Below are 1,156 nucleotides of genomic sequence, written 5' to 3' on the forward strand. Positions count from 1 at the left end.
TTGACCTTTATCTGAAAACTTTGTGCCCCAAGACACCACGCTGCCAGGGCCAGAATGTGCCACTAATCGGTGTTCTTGGTCCATGATAAAGACCGATGCTTTGGTGTTCTTCTTGATGACGCGTAGAAACTCGTTGAAGGTATTGATACGAATGTCTGTCACCAATACGCCCGCAAATTCTTGGTGTTCGTACACCGGTGTCATAGCAGATAAGGTGATGTCTTGGCGCTCATCCGCATTGGTGTAGATTTTTGACCACATCGGTTTTTCGTCTTTGGCGACCGGTTGATACCAAGGACGAGTTCTTGGATCGTAAGGCGTGATGACAGTACGAATATCGTTACTGACATGATCTGTGCCGTAGATGATTAACTTACCATCGGTGTATTTATCTTGAACCATCAAGGTGTAATCGTCGGAGATCTCGCGACGAAAACCCGCGAAATCGCCAGTTTCCGAACCAAAAGCGATCACATCCAGCTGCGGAATAGAACGGTATAGGTTTTGAAACGCGCTCAATAAGTAGGCTTGGACATCTCGCGTATCATGGGGATGGTACAGGTTGTGATAACTCACGTTATGAGCAAGCGTCATCACTGCCGTAAACGGCTTTCGCAGATAACTATTGAGGTGGTCGTAGACACTTTCGGTCAACACCGACAGCTGTTTATCGCTGATGTCGGTCACCACCTCTTCATAGCTTTGTTTTTGGACGTAGACAATCACACCGATAGCCAGTAAGAAAATCATCACAAAAGGGATGAGTACAGCGGTACGTAGTGTAATTTGAGTCTTTGCAGTAGACATTGCCTAGTCACATTAGGGATGGTTCACCTTAATTGTACTGACATTTCTGTTAATATCGAGCGCTAAGCACTCTCATTGTTAACTCACTGCTTAAGTGACGGTCAGTACAACTCTTTTAACTTTCTGGTTAGCGTATTGCGTCCCCAGCCTAATACTTTAGCGGCATCTTGCTTGTGACCTTTAGTGTGCTCCAATGCAGCTTCTAATAAAATGCGCTCAAATTCTGGTAATGCGAAAGAAAGTAGTTCTTTATCCCCCGCAGCGAGCGATTGACGTGCCCAGTCCGCCAATTGTTCTTGCCAGCTACCTTTGGTTGAATCCGAAACGGTTTTCTTCTCTTCCAAAAGCT

The 1,156-nt window shown here is 45.7% G+C and carries 2 protein-coding genes; both read right to left on the minus strand.

The genetic code is table 11. From position 1 onward, the window contains the following. The coding region (locus R7Q46_RS25050) for a cache domain-containing protein (RefSeq protein ID WP_318077912.1) at positions 1-807 on the minus strand (807 nt) is incomplete at its 3' end. Between the two features lie 101 nt (positions 808-908). Further along, positions 909-1,156 (minus strand): helix-turn-helix domain-containing protein (locus tag R7Q46_RS25055; RefSeq protein WP_318077913.1); only part of this gene is annotated, 248 nt, incomplete at its 5' end.

This window comes from Vibrio sp. 811 (genome assembly GCF_033339195.1).